The following is a 15,713-nucleotide window of genomic DNA, read 5'->3' as shown; positions in this document are numbered from 1 at the left end:
GAGTCTGGAATCCATGCCAGCGGTTACTAGAAAGAGGATCAGCTTACTCAAAAAAACCTCCGACTTGGGGGTCGGAGGCAAGCCCTATCGAACAACCACCGCTGAAACTAACCCTTCTTCAAGATTCGTTCTGTCCTTTTGGCAAAACTGGGATCTACCTGTGCCTTGTGCAAGAGCGTCTCATAGGTCACGGGAGATAAATGATAATGCTGTAGCGTGGTGGTGATTTTGTGATCGTAGTGGGCCAGATCTGCACGCTTCTGCGATGCCGCGAGGTGCGGATTCATCAACACTTTGTGTGCCTGCTCATCGACAGGCTGAATAGCCCGAACGGCACTGGCGAAACGCACGAGTTCGTGATGCCCTACGTGGGGACCCTTTCCCGTCATGGCGGGACTCGGTGTCGGAGCCCCTTGGCTGCTGTCTTGGGCCGTGCCCGCCCAAGCCGTACCTCCGGTGACCAGCGCAACCAGCGCGAGTCCGGATAAGACCATCGGTGTTTTTGCCATCGTTTACTCCTCTGGAATCTACATCGGATTAGGGATGCTCCCGGACGCCACGATCTCGGACGGACCATCACGCCCCGGAGCCCGGGGGACACGACTCAGTCTGTCGACGTACCACCGCCATTGACGCTCTGCTGAGCGGAGGGCGACTGCGTCATGCCGCCCGCAGTATGATCGGAACCACCCGTCGCCATACCACTTTGCTTGCGGTGATGGGTCATGGTTCCATACCCGGAGTTCGAATGCCCCGCGGTCGCTTGTGGGGGCGGATTAGGACTGCCGCTCTGCTGGGATGGTGGTGCGTAGGTCGTTGCTGCAAAGGCTCCGCCGATTCCCAGGGCAGTAACTCCCAGGGCAACGATCGGATAGCGTAGTAACGAACGGTATTTCACAATCCACTCTCCTTACAGTAATCACTGCGATTTGCCAATCGGCGCAATTATCTGCACCGCCCGATCACCGTAACGCGTCGTTATTAGCCCTGTCAAATTCTGGTGATTCTATTAGTATTCATCGAATTGAACACATTGTTTCTGATATATCTACAACAGACCGAAGATATACCCTGCCCCTCCCCAGAATCCAACCCATAACGCGGCCCCAAGAATATTCCATAGATAGAACTGCTTGAAGGACGATTCTGCGGATCCGGAGATGTATCCTTGTAGTTGCCGCAGCGGAACTACGAAGCGCCCGAACAGGACGACGATGGGGCCATATTTTTCCAGAAAGGCGTGGGTTTTCTGCAACCGATTTGGCGTCACGCCGATCCAACGACCATGACGCCGCAACCAGGATATCCCCATCCAGCTGCCGAGGTAGTAGGCACCGAACCACCCCAGCGACGTCGCTAGTATGCCTAGCATGAGAACCCATAGGGGATTCAGAGCACCTTCGCTGGCAAGAAAACCTGCCGCAATCAGCAGGGTCTCACCCGGTGCGAATACTACCCCTGCACTTTCCGCGAGCAATCCACCAAATACAATCCAAACCCCATACTGCCTCACCACAGGCGCCAGAGTGCGCACGGAATTCTGTAAATCCTGATGAATAGCGGTGAGTAGCTGCATAGCAGAGCCCTGTCCATTTTTTCGAGGTTCAAGCCCGATAGCCTATCTGAACTTGGCACTGGCCGATAATCCGCATGAAGCGCGCGTCCTTTTTCCGGAGTCCAGGGAGCCGGACCTTGAGTGCCTTACCCCAAGAGTGCCTCACTGCGGGGCCCGCCTACTCGTCGGCCTCGGGGCGGTGTCGATGTTAGACCGCGCCCGCCAAGATTTCTCTAAGGAGGGACCACTGGCAGGGCCTTGTGGCTGTGATTCCTAGCGCATCGCCCGCCACCACGAGCGCGCAGAGAACCAAACCAGAACAGCCATCGAAACTTGTCACTACGATGCAGAATACAACGACGACCCAATTACACGGTCGTCAGTTGGTCAGCTCGCGATTCGGGTCATCTATCCTAGTCTTCACAATCAGAGCCAAGAGGAGCAGCATCACACACCCCAGGAATGCACTCACCGGCCCAGTACCGAGCCCAAGCCCGCCCACCTGTATGGGTTTATCCGTCCAATCTGCAAAGGACGCTCCGATAGGCCGTGTCAGAATGTAGGCGATCCAGAATGCTGCGATCTCGTTCAGATCGAACATGAGATAGGCGATCACGGGAACCGAAAATAAGATGGTGAAAAGTACTCCCGATTGGAGATAACCAAGTTGCAAACTTGACGCCGTCATATCGCCAGCTGCCGTGCCCAGTGCAAATGTCGCGACTATGGTTGACCAATAGAATATTTCACGCCTACGTGTATGGACGGAGTGGATCGACAAAGTTCCCTCGGAGCGCTTCCACAGGATTAGTATGCCGATGAGGGAAACAAAAAATAGAGCGGTCGAAAGCAGATACGGAACCCCCAAGACGACATGGGTAACATCGGCTATTTGTGTGCCGAATATCGAGACCATAATTACCGCAAACCAGTAATATTGCGCTACGTATCTATCCGACAAAACTTGTAGAACCAGAGCAACAGAAAACAACAGACCACATCCCAGAACCGCAGCATAAGGATTCGTATGAAACACGAGATAATCCGACGTCGCCTCACCCAAAGCGGTCGATACCAATTTTGCAATCCAGAAATACAACGTAATCTTGGGAACCTTCAGTAGAGATTGATAATCATTAGTAGCATACTCTGCAGAAGCATTCTGCGGCATAGCCATCCTCCCCTACAAAATACCGTTTGATGAGTGTGAAATGTAAAAGCATTCAGAGCAAAAGTCAATGCGCCAAGGAAAGTCTTATGTCTTGGAACCAATCTATAGGAACCAATGTCAACAGAAGTGGCGCGGTGCAGGAACAGCGCAGGGCATGGCAGCCTGATCTCGTGCAGAAAATGCGCGACCAGCTTCTGCCAAGGGTCTACCATACAATGAAAACGGAGCGCTGCATGGCAGGGGCAAAGCTTTTTCTTATGGCGGTTTAAGTCGTGTTTCGTAAACATCAATCGTTACAGGATACACGTGGTATCCGAGAAATAAAGGTCCCAAATGTTTAAGACTGGAATCCTCACCCATATCTTGGTCGATTCGTTTTCAGAAATTGCTATACTTAGCATACCAGTTCTTATCTATCTATTTTTTATTACATGCCTGTTAACCTTTCTCAGCAACAAGCCGGACCGGGATATGTTCCATACAGGCATTGAGCAACCTCAGGGGCAGTTCTGGCTCCCAGAAACGGCGATTGAAGCGATAGACAAACTCGTTCAGATATTCCTGCAGATATTTGCCGGATACCCCATGGAATGTGCCCAAAAGAAAGGCCTTGAGGTTACCAATGGCGATGTGTACCCACGGCAACCACTCGTCCACCTGATGCGGTTTGGTCACGCGCCCCTCATGCTCTTGGCTCTCTCCGAGAACTCGCAGCGCTATTAAGCCGTCGGTGCGGGTAGGTTGCTTGGGGCGCAAGCGTCGCCGCGCGAATTCGCGAATCCGGTCGGCAGAGACCGAAGGCGTCGTCTCTATGGCGATAAAGCCCGCCTTCTTGCCCCGGTTTTCCACGGCGACCAGGATCGGTGTCTTGCCTTCGGCCCCTCGACCGCTCTTCCCCCCAGACCGGCGTCCACCGACAAAGGCATCGTCCAACTCCACCAGCCCTTCCAAGCGATACAGACTGTCGCGATCGCCCATGGCACGGCGCATGCGGCGCAACATCCGGTGAGCCGTGATCCAGGAGACCCCAATCTGCTTCGACAGCCGCAGGGCCGACAGTCCGCCCTTGTCGCTCGCCATCAAATAGATGGCGAGGAACCATTGCACCAGGGGCACATTGGACGAATGAAAAATTGTGCCGGCCGTCACCGAGGTCTGATGGCGACAGTGCCCGCACTGAAAGAGTTTTCGTCCGGCGATCCAGTATCCGTGGTCATGGCCGCATTTCGGGCATCGAAACCCCTCGGGCCAGCGCTTTTGTTTCAGCGCCTCCAAGCAGGCCTCTTCCGTGCCAAACCGCGCTTGCCACTGCAAGAGGTTCGTCGCTTCAGCTTTCATCTCAGACCTCCTTTCTCTATGCCTCACAGAGAGTTAGAGCTCGATTGCTGAGAATGATTCAGAGGCATGTTTTATTATAATAAAAATATATGCGGGAAAATTTACCGAGATATCTCTCGAAATGTCATTGATGTCGATTATACATTTTTCAGATTGCGTGCTGATAGCTAAGCGCATCGATCATAATACTTGGAATACTGCCATTAATGTAATACTGATAGTTGCGATTATTTTCTCATCGTCCTTATTCACCTTGGAACTACTCGCAAGCGGCACAAAGACCGCGGCCTTGATCTTTAAAAAAAGTTCTGGCGCATACCTGGATATGCAAACGGCGAATAACAGTTTAATTTTGCTTGGGTTTGCTACCAATCTTGCTTTGCGTATCGTAGTAAATAGCCAGAGACATATGTTAGGACCGTGGCGAGCAAATCGTGGCGCTATCGAAGATCATGTTGACCACAAAAAATGAATGACCGCTATCAGTCTCTTACCGCCCACGGCCATGGAGCAGCACCTTGGCTAAATTACCGCTTTCCACTGACGGTCGGCAAGCATAATCGTCCTACGCCCGTCAGTCGTGGATCGTTGGTCTATGGCCGCCCGTGTCTCACGCCATCTGATAGACTCTCCAGATCAGGCGAGGAGGTTATCGATTGCCCAGCCAATCACCGGAAGAGCGCAGCCCGGAGCTCCGCAAGATCATCCACGTGGACATGGACGCGTTCTTTGCGGGCGTGGAGCAACGCGATAGGCCAGAGCTTCGTGGTCTGCCGGTGATTGTCGGTGGCGACCCCAATGGCCGGGGCGTCGTCGCGACGTGCAGCTATGAGGCGCGACGATTTGGTATCCACTCGGCCATGTCCGCAGCCAGGGCTCGTTCGCTTTGCCCCCAAGCCATCTTTGTCCGTCCCCGCATGGATGCCTATCGAGAGGCCTCCCGTCAGGTTATGGCCATCCTGCGCAGTTACACACCGCTGGTGGAACCCCTGTCTCTGGATGAGGCCTTTCTGGACGTGACTACCGCCACGGCTGACGGCACCCTGGCAGTAGAGATCGCTCGGGAGATCCTGGTTCGCATCCATCGAGAAACGGGGCTCACAGCTTCAGCAGGGGTCTCCTACAACAAGCTGCTGGCCAAGCTGGCCTCCGACTGGCGTAAGCCCCATGGGCTTTTTGTCATCCCCCCAGAGCGTGGCCTCTCCTTCCTGGGGCCGCTGCCCGTAGGCAAGTTGCATGGCGTGGGTCCAGCCACCGTCAAAAAGCTCTCGACGATGGACGTGGAAACCGTATTGGATCTACGGAAACTCTCGCTGGAGTTTCTTGTGGCCCATTTCGGCAAGTCGGGAGCCTGGTTTTACGAAGTGGCGCGGGCGATCGACGAGCGACCAGTCCAACCGTCCCGCCAGCGGAAGTCGGTGGGGACCGAACGCACCTTTTCCAAAAACTTGGCGGATCGAAGCGTCATGCTTACTACGCTACAGGAAATGGCAGCGCAAGTTGCGGCCCGTCTCCAGGTCTTGCACCTAGCGGGCCATACCGTGCATATCAAAGCGCGCTTTCCCGATTTTACCACGGTCACCCGAGCATATACGGCGACCGAGGGCATCGGAAGCGCGGATGCTATCGCGGCATGGCTACCAGAGTTACTCGACCGAGCCGTTCCCAAGAGCACGTCCGTCCGCCTGCTGGGGATCACCGTGAGCGGCTTGGTCGATGTCCTGGAAGCGAGCCAGGTAGCACACCAGTTGTGCTTGCTGGACGAAATCATCAACCCGCGGTAAGAATATCGCAAGGGAATGGGCGGTGATGCAGCGTTAGCGGTCGTTCGCGAGATCCATATTATCGACCCAGGAGTGCTCACATTATATCAGGAAGATAAATCAGAGCGTCCTTTATTTATTCGCTTTTAAACTACAGAAAGAGATTCCACAATATCCCCAATAGAAGCGCCAGGGTCATGACACAGCAGGCGTACAGAATGGCAACGCGGGCTCCCATTTCGCGATAAATTGGGCCGAGCGTGGCGATATTTGAGCCCACACCGGCAATGAGCAAAATCATGCCATTCCCAGGCCCCAATCCTTTTTGCAACAGCGCGTTGACCAGCGGTAACGACCCCAGGCTATCTGCATAAAGTAGCGTCGCGAAGATCAGAGCCAGTACAGGAGTCAGCCAGTCACGGGCCTCCAGGGCACTGATCCACGCAGTGGGTAGCCAGGTCTTGACCGTAGCGCCAATCAATATTCCGGCAACAATCCAGGGTAAAAGCTCCCGTGCCAAAGCCCAGGCGTTAGTCCCGGCCATCTGTAGTTTTTTCCACGGGTGAGAGAAGTCGAAGAATTTTCCACTCCCAACAACATCCACCGTAGAACAACAGGCAGAACCACTTTTGACGGAACAGGACGTTGTCGTACAGACCGTTTCTGGCACCTCTGTTGCCAGCGATCGAGCGGTGCATCTGTCGGTAGACTGCCAATCGATGATCATCCCCGTTAGAAAGGCGATTAATACTCCCGAGCCGGCGACAACCAATGCCATTTGCCAGCCCAGAAATATCCACAAGGCTACCAGCCCATACCAGTTGAACCAGGGAGTCGCAATTAAAAAGGCGCAGGCAGGCCCGGGGCGACTACCTCCACGCCAAAGTGCCAGCGCGGTAGGAATCGCAGTGCAACAACACAAGGGGGTAAAAAATCCAACCGTAGCGCCGATCGCGTTGGCGCGCCACAAAGAGTATCCCGATAAATACCTGGCCACCACCGTAGGTCTTGCCACAGCCTGCAAAAAACCTGCAAACAAGAATCCAAAAACCGCGACTTCTCCGAACTCTTTGGAATAATCGAGTACTGTACCCAACCAATCCATGCAGCCCCCTATCCTGCTTTCTGCTGCGCAATCCGGGCTTCCAGGAAGGCGTTTGTCATGCTGAGAAGTTGTTTTACTTTCTGAGGATCGGTGCGGTAGTAGACCATCTTTCCATCATTACGCATACGCAACCAGTCCCGGTCGTGTAATGCACGTAATTGATGAGAAGCTGCACTGATACTGAGGTTGAGCGCGTGCGCAATGTCACAGACGCAAAGCTCTTCGGACGCCAAAGCAAGCAGGATGCGCAGACGCGTTCGATTTCCCAGCACATCAAATATGCGCACAACCGATTTGATATCGGATTCATCTTGTTCCAGACGCATGCGCGCGGCAGCGACTTTGCCGGGTTCAAAGCAGTTGACGAGACAACGCGGATCAGTATCTTCTATGCTCATTTGAACAAATATAGTAATGATCGGGTCACCTGTCAACAGGAGCGCACGCGCAGTTTCTCCCTTACTTACCGGCCGTCCGCGGGCCACTTTGACGACTACCGATGATTCACGAACAAAGCCAGGCCGTCTTTGCTATCCCCGGGTGGGCAGAAGCGTGGTCTGGGCAGCCGCTTCCACGCGTGCGAAGTATGTGGTCAGTTCGGGTGGCAACTGGATGTCCTCCAGTAGGCGTAAGCCGGTCAAGTCGCCGGTAATAAGCGTGTCGGCCACAGAAAACATGGGAGTATAGAAGCCGTGGACGGCGACGCGCGCGGCAACGTCCTGGAGATCGACCTCCATTCCGGCATACCACTCCTTACGACGCTTCTGCAGCCCCTCCAGCGTATCTCCCAGCCAACTCTCCATACGGTTCCGGTAATAGGTCATTGCGCGGGGATCCGGTCCGAGACTCGCATATTGCGGCAATGTGGGTGCGATCAGGCGAAATAGCATGTCACTGATGCGTGCACGCCACGCCTGCACACCTTCCCACTCCGAGTCGCTAATGGCTCCGCGACAGAGCGGCGGTGTCTCAGGAAAACGGCGATCCAGTTCTGCGATGATCTCCAGAGATTCGCCCTGGCGACTTCCATCGGGGTACTCGACAACAGGTAGTCGACCAAAGCCGCTAATCGATTGGAAGTATTCTGGACCATAAAAGCGCGCTGGCTGCTCGTTAAAAACGATTCCCTTGTAACCCAGTGCCAAACGCACCCGCTGGCAAAAAGGGCAGAAGTCAAAATGAATGAGCGTCAGCATGAAAATCCTCCCAGATGGCAGCACGGAAGTGGAACCTATTGACAACTGCATGCGCTATCATCAATATGAGCGAATATACATGTATGAACGTGCTCATATCAAGGAGAATGTTATGCCGGAAGCGTCCTGCCCCGCTCGATTGCTCAGCCCGATTTTCAAAGTCCTGGCCGAACCGAACCGGCTGTCCATCCTTTGTGCGTTGGGGACGGAATGCCGACCAGTCACCGACATCATCCGTGCCACCGAGCTACCCCAAACCAATGTCTCCTTCCACTTGCGCATTCTGCGGGAAGCTGGACTGGTGCGCGCCGAACGGCGCGGGAGCTTCGTGTACTACTGCCTTCCCGACCCAGACTTGTTAGGGATTCTGGAGTCGTTGCAGGCTTGGGTAGGGGCTCATACTCCGTTGCTCAGCCCCGATGAGGATGTTGACGGCAGCACTTCCTCATTAGACCGGAGGACAAGGTCATGTGGATGAATGGAGGGTGGGGCTGGATGCCATGGGGGTGGATCTTCCCGCTGATTTTTTTGGTGCTGATGGTGGTTTTTATGGTTTTCATGATGCGCGGTGGCATGTGCGGGGGTTCCCACAAAACGTCCGGATCCGCAGAAACGCCGCGAGAAACCCTGGACCGGCGCTATGCCCGGGGGGAGATCACTCGAGAAGAGTACCAGCAAATGCGCAAGGATCTGGAAGGGTAAGAAGGAAGATTACATGAACGTTGATAAGCAAGAGGCTTTATTCCCAGCGACAATCATGCCTGACCCAGACTGGTGGCAAGCGCTGTGGCCCGATCCCTTGAGGGTCGTTCAGGATCTTGGCGTGACAACAGGAATGTCGGTCTTGGACCTATGCTGCGGCGATGGTTATTTCACTGCTGCCCTCGCCAAACAGGTGGAAAACGGTGAAGTCTTCGGTCTTGATCTCGACGAGCAAATGCTTGCTGTCGCTGAATCGGCGTGCGCCGGGTTGAGGAACTGTTCTTTTTTGCAAGGCGACGCCATGGATCTGCATCAACTGCTCCCGAAGCCGGTAGATTATTGCCTCATGGCCAATACCTTTCACGGCGTGCCCGAGCAGACAGCGCTGGCCCGGGAGATCGCCCGTGTCCTGAAGCCAGGCGGTCTTTTCGCCGTCGTCAACTGGCATGCCTGCCCGCGGGAAGAAACTCCGGTCCTGGGACAGGCACGCGGACCGCGCACGGAACTGCGCATGACGCCGGAGCAGGTGAGAACTGTGGTAGAACCCGCTGGCTTCCAACAGGTAGACGTGATTACGTTGCTCCCCTATCACTACGGTAGCATTTTTCGACTTCGTGGATAACGGAGAATCCGGAACTGCCCAGGAATTCTGTTGGCAGTGACAAATCTTAGTAATTTAGGAGAGTGGTCATGGAATCAGCAAAACCCGATGAACCGGAAAAAAGTGGCAACGAAAAAGGCAATTCTGCAAAGTCCGGGAGTGGAAAACCCATGGAGATGGGCATGGGAATGATGAAAAAAATGATGGGGCAAGGCGGTGGGGGTCCTATGGCGATGATGCAGAAGATGATGAACCAGCACGGGGAAGGCGCGGAAGGGGGCAATCCCATGCAAAAAATGATGGGATCGTGCATGGCGATGTGTTCGGAAATGTTGGAAACCATGCAGCGCACCACCGCGCTCGCGGCCTATGCCCAGCCGGAGCTGTACCAACTTTTTGAAGAATGGCTCGCGGCCCGAGAGGATGAAGTTTTCCATCGGATTGAACAAGCCGGCAGCCAGGATCCAGACGCCCTGGCGGAGATGCTTTCCCTGAGTTCGGCAAGTGTGATGGTATTGCTAGCTCGCCTACAAAATCAGGGAAAGATCCATCTCAAAGCGGAGAGTATCAAGGCATCTTGATTTCCCAAGTGGACGTAGTGTGTCGGTTCAACCACTTGGTGGATATCCCGGGGAAATGGGTGCTGACTCTTGATATTTGCCCAAGCGCCTCTTGGCGAGGATATCCACCATCATGCTTTCTTTTCTGAAAAAAAGACGGTTTTGGATAGAGTTTGTTATCTGGATCGGGTTGCTGATTGGAGTCTATGCGTTTACGCAATGGCGAGGCAGCCCTATGGCGGCAAATATCCCCCATCAACTACCGAGTTTAGTCGTCCGAAGCCTGAGTGGTCGGCTTATTGACCTGCCAGCGGTACCGAAGAGGATGATCCTTATCAACTTCTGGGCCCCAGACTGTCCGGCTTGCTTGGCCGAGACCCCAGCGTTGGTGCAACTGCAGCAGTGGTTCGGCGGGAAGTCCTTTAGCATTATTGGAATTGGCGTAAATGGAAGTACAGCGAAAGCCGTACGTGCGAGGATGCGCGAGTTGGGCATCAACTATCCGGAGTATCTGGCCGCCGGCCAGGGTGTCAGCCAGGCGCTAGGCGGCGTTATCCTGACTCCGACCAGTATACTCGTCAATGGGAAGGGGCGAATTGTTGGACGCTATGTCGGGGCCATAGCGCTACCCGTGATTGTTTGGAAGTTGTTGTGGACATGGGTTTAGGAAGTATCCATCGAGCAACGTGCGCATATTCCTGATAGGGATGTCTGGCGCCACGGCGTTGTCGATTGCACCCTACCGTTCGCTGCCCTGCAGTCCTCACCGGGACAGCGCTCCATCTCTGTTTGGATATCGGCGGCCACCTATAGCACCACTGGCAGCATAGGGCGCGAGCTTGACAGGGCAGAAGATTTTGCCTACCTTTTATTTGCATTATTTCTTAACTTCGGAATGCTGGAGGTGAACCATGTTCTTCAAACAACGCGCAAGCGCCGACGGTACCTTGTCCTACTTCTACGGGTGCGGAGGCAAGGGCTTCGCGGTAGCCGTGGATGTGGTAGCGGGCGACGAGGGCTGGTTCCTCGAAGAGGCACAGAAGGCTGCAGTTGCCATTAGCTTCGTCATCGACACCCACATTCACGCCGATCACCTATCTGGCGGGCGGGCCCTGGCGGAACGGGTTGGCGCACCGTACTGCATGCACGAAAGCGATGTAGACTTGGTGCAGTTTGCGATTCGCGGCCTTCACGACGGCGAAGTCCTGGAAACCGGAAATGTCTTAACGCAAGTGCTCTACACCCCCGGTCATACCCTGGACAGCCTCTGTCTTCTGGTCAGCGATCGGCGAAGAAGTGCCGATCCCTGGTTTGCCCTAACCGGTGACACGCTCTTTGTTGGCGGAGTGGGACGCCCAGATCTGGGTGGAACGCCGGAGGAAATGGCGGGAAAACTCTTCGACAGCCTCCACCAAAAACTGCTCACCCTGCCCGATGACTTGGAGATTTTCCCAGGGCACGCGGCCGGGAGCGTCTGCGGTGCAGGCTTGTCCGGGAAGCCTTCTTCGACTCTAGGTTTTGAAAAACGTTGGGACCCTTACCTCACCATGGAGCGCGAGGCTTTCGTTCGTTCGCTTACCGCGGACATTCCCGAAAAGCCCGCCGATATGGCGCGCATAGTTGCCATCAATCTGGGGAAAGCAGCATGAATAATGATACGGTTCGATATGCGCTTTTTTCTGAGGTATTTGCCGCCCTTGCGCACCCCAAACGCCTGGAGATCATCCATTATCTGGGCGAGGGACAGAAAAATGCCGGTGAATTGGCAGAACTCATCAGCCTCTCCAAAGCCAACCTTTCCCAGCACCTGAGCGTGCTGAAAGCTCGGGGCTTGGTGCATTGCGAAAAGTGCGGGACCTTCTGTCACTATCGTCTGACCAGCCCCAAGGTTCTGGAAACGTGCGAGATCGTCCGCGATCTCATCCTGGACCAAATGCAGACCACTACCCAGCTTCAAGAGGCATTAGCGACGGTGGTGCCTCTACGCAAGGGCCATCAGGGATGAGCTCCGAGGAGACCACGACCTATACTCGAGGAATTGGCGTCAATCGAGGTCAGTTCCTCCTGCAAACGGTTCAGGTCTTTTTCGTAGGCTTGATCATCGGCATGGAGAGAAATGTCCTTCCTGCCATGAGCCACCGTTTTGGCGTAGATAGCCACGCCTTCCTTTTTCTCGCCTCCTTTGTGATTTCCTTTGGTCTAGTTAAAGGGGCTCTCAACTTTGTCGCCGGCGGGCTATCCGATCGAATCGGTCGCAGGCGGGTGTTATTCCTGGGCTGGTTGGCGGGGATTCCTATTCCGCTAATGATCTTTTTTGCTCCCAACTGGTGGTGGATCATCGGCGCCAATGTTTTTTTGGGGGTAAATCAGGCCTTCACCTGGACCATGACCGTCACGAGCCAAATCGATCTGGCCGATAACCACCAGCGCGGCCTGGCTGTTGGCATCAATGAGGCAGTGGGCTACATCGCGGTGGGTTTGGCGGGCCTCGCAACGGGCTATCTTGCCGTCGTCTACGGTCCCCGTTGGACACTGTTGGCTTTCGGACTCGTGGTCATTGCGCTTGCACTACTCCTGCTATTGAGGATCCAGGATACTATCCATTGGGTTCGCGCAGAGCATGCACAGCGTCAGCCATCGGCAGAAACCAGAAAGACGGCTTCTCAGGTCAGCACCTGGGCGACTTTCCTGCACGTTTCTTTTCGGGACGCCACCTATCGGGCCCTCTGCCAGGGGGGGGTCGCCAACAAGATTGCCGATACCCTGGTTTGGGTCCTCTTCCCGGTCTTTTTCCGGTTTCACGGCTTGAGCGTCGTGCAAATCGGCTGGATCACCGGTGTCTATGCGATGGTCTGGGGGCTCGGTCAATTTGGGACCGGACATCTCGCCGATCGCATCGGTCGCAGACCGCCCATCCTGGCAGGCTTCGCCCTGCTGGCTGCGGGGCTTGCAGGCACTGCGCTGGTCGGCCACTTCACCGCGTGGATTGCTACGGCCGCGGTCATGGGCCTGGGCATGGCCCTTCTCTATCCCAACCTGATCGCCGCCATGTCCGATGTGGCGCCCCCACTGGAGCGTGGACGCATCCTGGGCACCTATCGATACTGGCGAGATACGGGTTATGCCATTGGTGGCCTGGTGCTCGGCGTGGTCGCACAATGGAGCGACAAGATTCTTCCCGCCATCTGGTTCACCGCCGGCATCGTCGCGTTTTCTGGCTTGTGGATCGCGCTTTCCGTACAAGAAACCCACCCGCGAACCCACGCCGCTTCTACAGGAGTATCTGGATGACTACTGCTCTCATAATTTTGCATGCCGCTCCGGAACGGGCAAACCCCAGGGCCGACACCGCTGTCCGACTCGCTGGGGCCATGCTGGCTGACGGAAAGGACGTGCGCCTGTTTCTTGCGGGAGAGGGAGTTCTCTTGCTGAAAGGTACCGAGACTGCAGGGGATAGCACGCATGCCTTGCTGAACGAACTGCTGGAGTTGGGACTGGAGGTCCAGTGTTGCGGAAGCTCCTTGCAAGCCCAGGGGATCGACGCCCTCCCAAAGGGTGTCGCTAACAGGTTGCTGAAAAAGTCCGTGGTATAATTGGCGGGACAGGGCACGGAGAGATTCGATCATGCGTGGAGCCAAGGCAGAGACAGGTGCGTTGTTCAGTTATCTATCCCCGGAGGATCGTGTGCCGGCAGATCATCCCCTACGTGCTATCCGGGTGATCGTGGACCGGTCTTTGGCTGAACTCGACGGACACTTCAACCAGATTTATTCGGACCTTGGCCGGCCCTCGATTCCTCCAGAGCACCTGCTCCGCGCTTTGCTTTTGCAGGTCTTTTACAGCGTCCGCTCGGAACGCCAACTGATGGAGCAGCTCGATTACAATCTCTTGTTCCGCTGGTTCGTGGGCTTGGGAATGGATGCCCCGATTTGGGTGCCGACGGTGTTCACCAAGAACCGAGACCGCTTGCTGGACAACGGAACGGTGCAGCGCTTTTTCCAGACGGTCGTGGAGCAGGCACGCAACCAAGGACTCCTTTCCGAGGAACACTTCTCTGTGGATGGCACCTTGCTGGAAGCCTGGGCATCGCAGAAATCCTTTCAGCCCAAAGACCCCGAGGATCGGCAGGGCGATGGCTCCGATTTCCGTGGGCAGAAGCGAAGTAATGACACCCATGCCTCGGTGACCGACCCCGACTGCCGCCTCTACAAGAAGGCCTCAGGAGAGGCTTCGCGGCTGGCCTATCTGGGGCATGTGCTGATGGACAATCGGCATGGGTTGATTGCTGGAGAGCAGGTCACCAAGGCGGATGGTACGGCAGAGGTGGATGCTGCAGTGCAGCTCCTCGACGAACTGGGCGGTGCTGATCGCATTACTCTGGGAGCCGACAAGGGCTATGACCGGCACGAATTTGTGCGGAATCTACGTGACCGCAACGTCACGCCCCATGTGGCGCGCAAATGCAAAGGTTCGGCGATTGATGGACGCACCACTCGTCACGTCGGGTATACCATCAGCATCCGCGTGCGCAAGCGGATTGAATCGATCTTCGGTTGGATGAAGACCGTGGGCGGGATGCGCAAAACGCGATTCCGTGGTCTGGATCGTGTAGGTCTGCACTTCACCCTGGTTTCCACTGCCTACAATCTGGTGCGCATGGCACGACTGGGGGTGGCATGATGGGAGCGCTGCGCCCAGAATGCGGTAAATCGAGAAAAGTGACTAGGAAAATCGCAGAAAACCCGCCCAGAGGCGCATTCAGGCAGTCATTTTTGATAAAAACCGAAGAATCGTCAGTTTTATCGCTCGGTTTTTCAGCAGTCTGCTAAGAGCTCCATGAAAGGCCTCTCGGCTTGGATCAGTGCCGTGGATGAGGTGGTCTGCTTTTGATGGGAACAAATGGTGCGCTCTCTTTGTCTCACGGTTTAGCAATTTCTGAATCTACTGATTAGCCGGAGGAAAACGCATGGACTCAACCCCAGTGAACGGTGTGGACGTTCTGCAACTGATGGCAACCATTGATGCCGTGAAAGGAGACCCCGAACTTGCGAAGTTTGTCTTCCGGGCCCACACCGAATGGCAAACCGGGGCCCACGTGCGGACGCAGATTCAAGGATTCCGCGGGGTCAAACAGGAAGATTCGTCGCGCACACAACCCTTTGTCCTCGAAGGAGATGAGCCGCCGGTGCTGCTGGGAAGCAATCGGGGGCCCAACGCTGTGGAATTGTTGCTTGCGGGACTGACGGCTTGCCTTTCGGTGGGGATTTCCTACAACGCCGCCGCGCGTGGAATCACCATTGAGACAATGACCCTGGACGTCACGGGGGATATCGATCTGCAGGGGTTTTTGGGAATCTCGGAATCGGTGCGACCTGGGTGTCAGGAGATCCATATTGCCTGCCGGATCAAAAGCCCTGCATCGGACCAGGAAATCGCCGATCTCCTGGATCACGTGCAACAGACATCCCCCGTCACCGATATGCTGCGCTATCCCACTCCGGTGCAGGTGCGATTTATTCGGGATTCCTGACGATCCAGACGGAATCGTAGCCCTGGTTGGGACCGTAATGGTCGCGACGCGTTCTGGAAGATGGGTGACCTGAGGGCCTCGCACCCAATGGATAGTAAAACGCAGGAAAGAGGGTCCGTGGTAACCAGAGAAGGATCCAGCCTCTTCAGGAGGTGGTTCTTTCTGATTACCCAGATTTCCTGACCGGACATA

20 protein-coding genes are annotated in these 15,713 nt (G+C 55.3%); 12 read left to right on the top strand and 8 right to left on the bottom strand.

Features of this window, described 5'->3' with window-relative positions:
* Positions 1-107: 107 nt before the first annotated feature.
* The 5 genes from MQE22_RS13145 to MQE22_RS13125 all read right to left on the bottom strand — a co-directional run bounded on the left by MQE22_RS13145 (position 108) and on the right by MQE22_RS13125 (position 4,064).
* Positions 108-509 (bottom strand): DUF4168 domain-containing protein, encoded by a 402-nt coding sequence (locus MQE22_RS13145; protein WP_255789806.1) that lies wholly within the window; start codon positions 507-509, stop codon positions 108-110.
* Between the two features lie 95 nt (positions 510-604).
* On the bottom strand, positions 605-898 hold the full coding sequence (locus MQE22_RS13140; protein WP_255789805.1) for a hypothetical protein: 294 nt from the start codon (positions 896-898) through the stop codon (positions 605-607).
* 150 nt (positions 899-1,048) lie between these two features.
* The gene (locus tag MQE22_RS13135; protein WP_255789804.1) at positions 1,049-1,576 is read right to left on the bottom strand and encodes a DedA family protein; all 528 of its coding nucleotides are present in this window, start codon (positions 1,574-1,576) and stop codon (positions 1,049-1,051) included.
* Positions 1,577-1,934: 358 nt separating this feature from the next.
* A complete protein-coding gene (locus MQE22_RS13130) occupies positions 1,935-2,726 on the bottom strand; it encodes a COG4705 family protein (protein WP_255789803.1) in 792 nt (263 codons plus the stop codon).
* Positions 2,727-3,164: 438 nt separating this feature from the next.
* The gene (locus tag MQE22_RS13125) at positions 3,165-4,064 is read right to left on the bottom strand and encodes an IS1595 family transposase (protein ID WP_255789802.1); all 900 of its coding nucleotides are present in this window, start codon (positions 4,062-4,064) and stop codon (positions 3,165-3,167) included.
* Positions 4,065-4,720: 656 nt separating this feature from the next.
* Here MQE22_RS13125 and dinB point away from each other — a divergent pair.
* Entirely contained in the window at positions 4,721-5,848 is a 1,128-nt protein-coding gene (gene dinB / locus MQE22_RS13120; protein WP_255789801.1) for a DNA polymerase IV, read from the top strand.
* A gap of 130 nt (positions 5,849-5,978) precedes the next feature.
* On the opposite strand, the gene MQE22_RS13115 is transcribed toward dinB, so the two are convergent.
* From MQE22_RS13115 to MQE22_RS13105, 3 genes are all read right to left on the bottom strand, one after another.
* On the bottom strand, positions 5,979-6,932 hold the full coding sequence (locus tag MQE22_RS13115) for a permease (protein ID WP_248885540.1): 954 nt from the start codon (positions 6,930-6,932) through the stop codon (positions 5,979-5,981).
* A gap of 8 nt (positions 6,933-6,940) precedes the next feature.
* Positions 6,941-7,366: an ArsR/SmtB family transcription factor gene (locus MQE22_RS13110; RefSeq protein ID WP_255789800.1), complete on the bottom strand. Its 426-nt coding sequence runs from the start codon at positions 7,364-7,366 to the stop codon at positions 6,941-6,943.
* A 96-nt stretch (positions 7,367-7,462) separates the two neighbouring features.
* Positions 7,463-8,128: a glutathione S-transferase gene (locus MQE22_RS13105; protein ID WP_014002371.1), complete on the bottom strand. Its 666-nt coding sequence runs from the start codon at positions 8,126-8,128 to the stop codon at positions 7,463-7,465.
* A 112-nt stretch (positions 8,129-8,240) separates the two neighbouring features.
* On the opposite strand from MQE22_RS13105, the gene MQE22_RS13100 reads away from it, so the two are divergent.
* From MQE22_RS13100 to MQE22_RS13050, 11 genes are all read left to right on the top strand, one after another.
* Entirely contained in the window at positions 8,241-8,606 is a 366-nt protein-coding gene (locus MQE22_RS13100) for an ArsR/SmtB family transcription factor (protein ID WP_041635824.1), read from the top strand.
* Between the two features lie 17 nt (positions 8,607-8,623).
* The gene (locus tag MQE22_RS13095) at positions 8,624-8,830 is read left to right on the top strand and encodes an SHOCT domain-containing protein (RefSeq protein WP_014002370.1); all 207 of its coding nucleotides are present in this window, start codon (positions 8,624-8,626) and stop codon (positions 8,828-8,830) included.
* Entirely contained in the window at positions 8,769-9,452 is a 684-nt protein-coding gene (locus MQE22_RS13090; protein WP_338076405.1) for a class I SAM-dependent methyltransferase, read from the top strand. The genes MQE22_RS13095 and MQE22_RS13090 overlap by 62 nt, the downstream gene beginning before the upstream one ends.
* A 68-nt stretch (positions 9,453-9,520) precedes the next feature.
* Complete coding sequence (locus MQE22_RS13085) at positions 9,521-10,012, top strand: cyclic nucleotide-binding domain-containing protein (RefSeq protein ID WP_241799089.1); 492 nt, start codon at positions 9,521-9,523, stop codon at positions 10,010-10,012.
* A 112-nt stretch (positions 10,013-10,124) separates the two neighbouring features.
* Positions 10,125-10,658: a TlpA family protein disulfide reductase gene (locus MQE22_RS13080; RefSeq protein ID WP_038471990.1), complete on the top strand. Its 534-nt coding sequence runs from the start codon at positions 10,125-10,127 to the stop codon at positions 10,656-10,658.
* A 244-nt stretch (positions 10,659-10,902) separates the two neighbouring features.
* Positions 10,903-11,640: an MBL fold metallo-hydrolase gene (locus MQE22_RS13075; RefSeq protein ID WP_014002365.1), complete on the top strand. Its 738-nt coding sequence runs from the start codon at positions 10,903-10,905 to the stop codon at positions 11,638-11,640.
* Positions 11,637-11,996 carry an ArsR/SmtB family transcription factor gene (locus MQE22_RS13070; protein ID WP_014002364.1) on the top strand — a complete coding sequence of 120 codons (360 nt, stop codon included), beginning with the start codon at positions 11,637-11,639 and terminating at the stop codon, positions 11,994-11,996. The genes MQE22_RS13075 and MQE22_RS13070 overlap by 4 nt, the downstream gene beginning before the upstream one ends.
* A complete protein-coding gene (locus MQE22_RS13065; protein ID WP_014002363.1) occupies positions 11,993-13,282 on the top strand; it encodes an MFS transporter in 1,290 nt (429 codons plus the stop codon). The genes MQE22_RS13070 and MQE22_RS13065 overlap by 4 nt, the downstream gene beginning before the upstream one ends.
* The gene (locus tag MQE22_RS13060; protein ID WP_255789799.1) at positions 13,279-13,584 is read left to right on the top strand and encodes a DsrE family protein; all 306 of its coding nucleotides are present in this window, start codon (positions 13,279-13,281) and stop codon (positions 13,582-13,584) included. Before MQE22_RS13065 ends, MQE22_RS13060 begins: the two co-directional genes overlap by 4 nt.
* A gap of 31 nt (positions 13,585-13,615) precedes the next feature.
* Positions 13,616-14,671, top strand: a complete 1,056-nt coding sequence (locus MQE22_RS13055; RefSeq protein WP_255789558.1) for an IS5 family transposase — start codon at positions 13,616-13,618, stop codon at positions 14,669-14,671.
* 286 nt (positions 14,672-14,957) lie between these two features.
* On the top strand, positions 14,958-15,521 hold the full coding sequence (locus MQE22_RS13050) for an OsmC family protein (RefSeq protein WP_255789798.1): 564 nt from the start codon (positions 14,958-14,960) through the stop codon (positions 15,519-15,521).
* The last annotated feature ends 192 nt before the right edge of the window (positions 15,522-15,713 follow it).

This window comes from Acidithiobacillus sp. YTS05, assembly GCF_024396695.1.
GTDB classification, from domain to species: domain Bacteria; phylum Pseudomonadota; class Gammaproteobacteria; order Acidithiobacillales; family Acidithiobacillaceae; genus Igneacidithiobacillus; species Igneacidithiobacillus copahuensis.
This window is presented reverse-complemented; position numbering and strand designations above follow the sequence as displayed.